We start from the raw sequence: 7333 nt of genomic DNA on the forward strand, positions 1-7333 counted from the left end.
CAGTATCAGACCGTCCAAAGCCTGGCGCGGGTGGCCACCCTCGTCAAGCAGGCGCTGATCGACCAGGGTGTATCCAACGGTACGACCGCGTTGCTGCCATTCCAGCATCTGTTTTTCGCCAGCAGGATCCCTGAGCGCCAACGCTGGAACCAATCACTGTTACTGAGTGCTTCCACGCCCATCGACCCAGTGAAGCTCAACCTCGCCTTGCGGGCCGTGGTGCGTCACCATGATGCACTGAGGTTGACCTTCCATAAGGGTGATGACGGATGGCAGGGCACTTACCTTGAGCCCGGCACCATGAACGAGTTGCTTTGGCTTGCTGACAATTGCGACGAGGCTACCCTGCAGGCACGCTGCGATCAGGCCCAAGGGTCGTTGAGCCTGGAGCAGGGGCCTTTGATGCGCGCCTTGCTGGCAACCATGGAAGATGGCAGCCAGCGTCTGTTGCTGGTGGTTCATCACTTGGTAGTAGATGGCGTGTCGTGGCGCATTCTGCTTGATGATCTGCAGCAAGCCTACCAGCAGCTCGAAGCTGGCCGGGCTGTGGAGCTGCCCGCCAAGACTCACGCTTTCAAGGCCTGGGCCGAACACCTGGCAACGCTGGCGGCTACCCCTCAACTGCTTGAACAACTGCCCTACTGGCAGGCCACCCTGGCCGGTGCGTCACACGACCTGCCTTGCGATCACCCTGACGGCGCCTTGCAGAACCGTTACCTGGCGACCGTACAAAGTCGGCTGGACAAGGGGCTCACCCGGCAACTGCTGCAATTTGCCCCTGCAGCCTACCGCACGCAGGTCAACGACCTGCTCCTGACTGCGCTGGCACGGGTGATGTGCCGTTGGGCAGGCACTGACTCGACGGTGATCCTGCTGGAAGGCCATGGCCGAGAAACCCATGGCAGTGACCTGGATCTCAGCCGCAGTGTCGGTTGGTTTACTAGCCTGTTCCCGGTGCGGTTAACTCCGCAGCCTGAACTGGGCAGTTCGCTGAAGACGATCAAGGAACACCTGCGCGCAGTCCCGCAAAACGGACTGGGCTACGGGGTGCTGCGCCACTTGGCCGCCGACGATGTGAGTGCCGGCCTGGTTGGCCTCGCGCAGCCGCGTATCACCTTCAACTACCTGGGCCAGTTTGATAGCCAATTCGACGACGCAGCGTTGTTCGTGCCAGCCAGGGAACCCTCAGGTGCGGAGCAGAGCCCTCTGGCGCCCCTGGGTAACTGGCTGACGATCAATGGCCAGGTCTACGATGCACAGCTGAGCCTGGAGTGGAACTTCAGCAGTCAGATGTTCGAAACCGCTACCCTGCAACGGCTGGCCGACGCCTACACCGCTGAACTCACCGCACTGGTAACCCATTGCTGCGACGCCAGCCATGCCGGCGTCACGCCTTCGGACTTCCCCCTTGCGGGCCTGAGCCAACGGCAGCTTGACAGCCTACCCTTCGCGGCTGCGCGTATCGAAGACATCTACCCCTTGTCACCCATGCAGCAGGGTATGATGTTCCATACCCTGTTCGATCAGCAGGGCAATGACTACATCAACCAGTTACGTGTCGATGTGCAAGGGCTGGACCGTTTGCGATTCGAGGCCGCGTGGCAGGCCACCGTGCTGGCCCACGACACGCTGCGCAGTGCGTTCATCTGGCAAGGCGACGTCGCGCGGCCTGTTCAGGTTGTACTGCGTGATGCGCAGTTGCCTGTTACCTATCTGGACTGGGCTGATCACAGTGACCTGGAGCAGTCGCTGCCAGGCTTGGCCGAGGCGCAGCGGACCAGGAGCTTCGTTCTGGACCAGGCGCCGCTCATGAGCCTGTGCCTGGTGCGCACGGGTGATGATACTCACCATGTGATCTTTACCAATCATCACATCCTGCTTGACGGCTGGAGCAATGCCCAGTTGTTTGGCGAAGTGCTGCAACGCTACCGCGGCGAAGCAGTGCCTGCGGGCGTAGGGCGTTACCGTGACTATATCGCCTGGCTGCAAGCGCGTGACATGCATGCCAGCGAAGCGTTCTGGAAGGCCCACCTGGCAGATCTCGATGAACCCACTCGCCTGGCCCAGAGCCTGGTGCGCGGGGAGCAGGGCAACCTGCAAGGGCATGGTGAGCTTGTGCACCTGCTGGATGCCGAGTGCACCCAGGCACTCAACCATTTCGCCCGCGAACAGAAGGTGACCATTAATACACTGGTGCAGGCGGCCTGGCTTGTGCTTCTGCAGCGTTACACGGGCCAGGGCACGGTGGCCTTCGGTGCCACGGTGTCAGGGCGGCCGTCGGCCTTGCCGGGTATCGAGCAACAAGTTGGCCTGTTCATCAATACGCTGCCGGTGATCGCAGGGTACCAACCCGGGCAAAGCGTGTCCGAATGGCTACAGGCTGTACAGGCGTTGAACCTTGGCCTGCGTGAGCACGAGCACACACCGCTGTTCGACATTCAGCGTTGGGCCGGGCAGCAGGGCGAGGCGCTGTTCGACAGTATTCTGGTATTCGAGAACTATCCGTTGTCCGACGCTTTGCAGGGCGGCGAACACCGCGGTCCTCGTTTCGGGCACGTGCATACCCTGGAGCAGACCAGTTACCCGCTTACCCTGGGGGTGAACCTGGGTGAAACCCTGAGCCTGCACTACGGCTATGCGCGAGCGCATTTCAGCGACGCCGCCATCTACCGGATCAATGCGCAGTTGCTGCAGCTGTTCTCGCAATTCACGCAGGATGCGCAGCGCCCGCTCGGAGCCCTGGATATCTTGCTGCCGCCTGAGTGGCAGGCGTTACACGGCCTCAACGCCCCTCATCCGTACCCGGTCGAACCCTACGTCCACCAGCGTATCGCCGAGCACGCCGCGTGCACGCCAGACCGTACGGCTGTGATCTTCGACGACCAGGTGTTCAGCTATGGCCAGATCGATACGCGGGCCAATCGCCTAGCCCATGCGCTGATGGCCCAGGGCGTTGGCCCGGAAGTGCGCGTGGCCGTGGCCTTGCCACGCAACGAGCAGATGATCGTCGCATTGCTGGCGGTGCTTAAAGCAGGTGCGGCGTACGTACCGCTGGATGCCAGCTACCCGCGCGAACGCCTGGCCTACCTGCTGCAGGACTGCGGTGCGACACTGGTGCTCAGCGATCGTTCGCTGAGCCAGCAATTGCCATTGGACGGGCTGCCGCTGCTTGAGACCGACTGCATTGACCTGGCCACCTGGCCAGCCCACGCCCCGGTTGTGGCGCTGCACCCTCACAACATTGCGTATGTCATCTACACCTCTGGCTCCACAGGCCAGCCAAAAGGTGTGTGCGTCGCTCACGGCCCGATCTCCATGCACTGCCAGGCCATCGGCGAACGCTATGCAATGACCGAAGACGATTGCGAACTGCATTTCATGTCGTTTGCCTTCGACGGTGCCCATGAGCGCTGGTTGACCTTGCTGACCCACGGTGGGCGGCTATTGATGCGTGACGACAATCTGTGGACGACCGAGCAGACCTATGCCGCAATGCATGCCCATGGTGTGACGGTGGCGGCGTTCCCGCCGGTGTACCTGCAACAGCTGGCCGAGCATGCTGAGCGCGATGGCAACCCACCCGCGACGCGCATCTACTGCTTCGGTGGCGATGCCGTGCCCGCAGCGAGTTTCGAGCTGGCCAAGCGCGCGCTGCGCCCCGAGCACATCATCAATGGTTATGGCCCGACCGAAACCGTGGTGACGCCACTGATATGGAAAGCTGATCGGAGTCACTGCTGCGGGGCGGCCTACGCGCCTATTGGTAGCCGCGTCGGAGACCGCAGTACCTATGTGCTGGCAGCTGACCTCAGCCCATTGCCTCGTGGCGTCGCCGGTGAGCTGTTCATCGGCGGCAGCGGGCTTGCGCGCGGTTACCTGAACCGCCCATCGCTGACTGCCGAACGCTTCGTGCCTCACCCTTACGGCGGCCATGGCCAGCGCTTGTATCGTTCGGGTGACCTGGTGCGTGTGCGTGAGGACGATACGACCGATTACATCGGGCGCATCGACCATCAGGTCAAAATCCGCGGTTTCCGCATCGAACTTGGCGAAATTGAAGCATGCCTGCAGCAGGTTGACGGCGTACGCGAGGCAGTTGCACTGGCTCACGAAGGGCCACGGGGGCAACAGTTGGTCGCCTACCTGACACCGCGTGACCCGCAGGCGCTGGAGTTGCCAGGCCAGCCTTTGCGCGAGGCGGCCCGCGAGCACTTGCGCCAGATGCTTCCCGGCTACATGGTGCCTGCCCATGTACATCTGCTTGGCCAGCTACCGTTGACGCCAAATGGCAAGCTTGACCGCAAGGCACTCCCCAGGCCTGAAAGCACCAACGACCGTCTGGACCAAGTTGCGCCGCGCAACGAGATAGAAGCTGGGCTGGCCGAAGTGTGGCAAGAAGTGCTGCGCCTTGAGACGGTCGGCATCACTGACAATTTCTTCGAACTGGGCGGCGATTCCATCATTTCGATCCAGTTGGTAAGCCGTGCGCGCCTGGCTGGCATTCATTTCACGCCCAAGGAACTGTTCCGACACCAGACCATCCAGGCGCTGGCAACGGTTGCCCGCGCCGGCGTACAGGGCGAGTCCAAGGCGTATGGCCCGGCGGTGGGCGATACGCCGTTGCTGCCTGTGCAGCAGGTGTTTTTCGAGTGGCCCATGGCTGAACGTGGCCACTGGAACCAATCGGTGCTGCTCAAGGCTCAAGTGCCGCTCGAAGGCGCTCTGGTGCGGTCGGCGCTGTTGCAACTGGTCGAGCACCACGATGCCCTGCGGCTAGCCTTTACGCCTGCCGGCGATGGATGGCAGGCCAGTTACCAGCCGCTGGCAACGCTACAGCAACAGTGGGCCGACCGCCCATTGCTGTGGGAGGTGCAGGTGGAAGACCAGCAGGCGCTGGAGGCAATATGTGATCAAGCCCAGCGCTCGCTCGACCTGAGCGCCGGTGTTGTGATGCGAGCCGTGCTGGCGACATTGGCCGATGGCAGCCAGCGCTTGCTGTTGCTCGCCCATCACTTGGTGGTCGATGGTGTGTCTTGGCGGATCCTGCTCGAAGACCTGCAAGCCGTTTACCGTACCCTGTCGGCCGGGCACACCGTCCAGTTGCCCGCACGCACCAGTGCGCTGAAGGATTGGGCCCAGCGCCTGCATGGCCACGCGCAACAGCAGGCTGATCAGGGGGAGCTGGATTTTTGGCAGGCTCATCTGGCCAATGCCGAGGCCGATTTGCCCTGCGATAACCCTGAAGGCAGCCTTCGCAGTGGTAACGCCAACACCGTCGAAAGCCGACTCACCGCCGAGCTCACGCGCAAATTGCTGCAAGTGGCGCCGGCAGCCTACCGTACCCAGGTCAATGACTTGTTGCTGACGGCCCTGGCACGCGTGATTTGTACATGGACAGGCTGCTCCGGCAGCTTGCTGCAGATCGAAGGGCATGGCCGTGAAGACCTGTTCGACGATATTGACCTGACCCGGACCGTGGGTTGGTTCACAAGCCTGTTCCCCGTGTATCTGCAACCAGCAGATACCCTCGAAGCGTCTATCAAGGCAATCAAGGAGCAACTGCGAGCCATCCCTGACAAAGGCTTGGGGTATGGCGCGCTGCGGTATCTGGGCGGTGGCCCTAGCCGTGTTGCGCTCGCCGCGCAGCCTACCGGGCGGATCACCTTCAACTACCTCGGGCAGTTCGACGGCAGTTTCGATGAGGCTGAGGGCGCGCTTTTCGTCCCGGCTCATGAGGCAGCAGGGGCTGAGCACGGCGAAGATGCGCCGCTGGGGAACTGGTTGACGCTCAATGGCCAGGTATACGGCGGCCAACTGACTGTCGACTGGCGCTTTAGCACCAGCATGTTCCACACGCAGACGGTCCAGGCACTGGCCGAGGCGTTCGAGCAGGAGCTGACCACGCTGATCGAGCACTGCTGCGACAGCGCCCACCATGGGGCGACGCCGTCGGATTTCCCGCTGGCGCAATTGCCACAGCCCGTGCTTGATACGTTACAGCTGCGCATCACCGAGGTAGAGGACATCTATCCGCTGTCACCCATGCAGCAGGGCATGCTGTTCCATACGCTGTATCAGCAAGACAGCGGCGATTACATCAATCAGATGCGTCTGGACGTCGAAGGCCTGGAGCCTGAGCGCTTCCGACTGGCTTGGCAGGCTGCGCTCGCCAACCACGAAGTGCTGCGAAGCGGCTTCCTCTGGGAGGGGGAGCTGGCTACGCCACTGCAAGTGGTGTTCAAGCAGGCGCGACTGCCGTTCACGGTGAAGGACTGGCGCATGCAAGCCGATCAGGCCGTAGCCCTTGACCAGTTGGCGATGGCGCTGCGCAGCGCCGGTTTCCAGCTTGCCCAGGCGCCGTTGTTGGATCTGCATGTGGTTCGCGTCGCTGTGAACCGCTATCACCTGATTTTCACCAGCCACCATTTGTTGATGGACGGCTGGAGCAGCTCCCAGCTGCTAGGCGAGGTTCTGCAGCATTATGCGGGCCAACGTGTGAACAGCCGCAGCGGCCGCTACAGCGATTACATCGCCTGGCTGCAGCAGCAGGACATGGCAGCCAGCGAGACCTTCTGGAGAGCCCAGCTCGGTGAACTGCAGGAACCTACCCGTCTGGCTGCAGCCCTGGGGCGTGAGCGTCAGCCGCAGAGTGCTGGCTACGACGACCTGTTCCTGACACTGGATGCGCAGCGCACTCGTCTCATGAGCGACTTTGCCAAGGCCAGTAAGGTCACCCTCAACTCCGTGGTACAAGCGGCGTGGCTGCTACTGCTGCAACGGCATATCGGCCACGCGACGGTGGCCTTCGGGGCTACGGTGTCTGGCCGTCCCGCCGAGCTGAAAGGGATCGAACAGCAGATTGGCCTATTCATCAATACCTTGCCCGTTATTGCCACGCCGCAGGCGCAGATGACCGTCGAGCATTGGCTGCAGACCGTGCAGGCGCAGAATGTGGCGCTGCGTGAGCACGAGCATACGCCGTTGGCGGAGATCCAGCGCTGGGCGGGCATGAGCGGTGAGGCGCTGTTCGACACTATTCTGGTGTTTGAGAACTACCCGGTTTCTCAGGCGCTTGAAGACTCTGCACCAGGCGAGCTTCGTTTCGGCGAGGTGCACACCCATGAACGTACTAACTTCCCGCTGACATTGCTGGTCAACGTGGGCGAGCAGCTGACGTTCCAGTTCAGCTATAACAGGCTGCATTTCTCGAACGTAGGGATTGACGCGTTGGCCGAAGCCCTGCGCACTCTGTTACACAACCTGTGTGTATCGGCGCAGCGCCCTCTGGGAGAAGTGGGGCTGATCAGCCCTGCGGCAGGTGAGCAGCAGCTGA

Annotated in this window: 1 protein-coding gene; it reads left to right on the forward strand. The window is 62.1% G+C overall.

The genetic code is table 11. From position 1 onward, the window contains the following. On the forward strand, positions 1–7333 hold a 7333-nt coding region (locus tag APH25_RS24505; protein WP_156333275.1), incomplete at both ends, for a non-ribosomal peptide synthetase.

Origin of the sequence: Pseudomonas sp. NBRC 111119, assembly GCF_001320125.1 — a bacterium.
Taxonomy (GTDB): Bacteria; Pseudomonadota; Gammaproteobacteria; order Pseudomonadales; family Pseudomonadaceae; genus Aquipseudomonas; species Aquipseudomonas parafulva.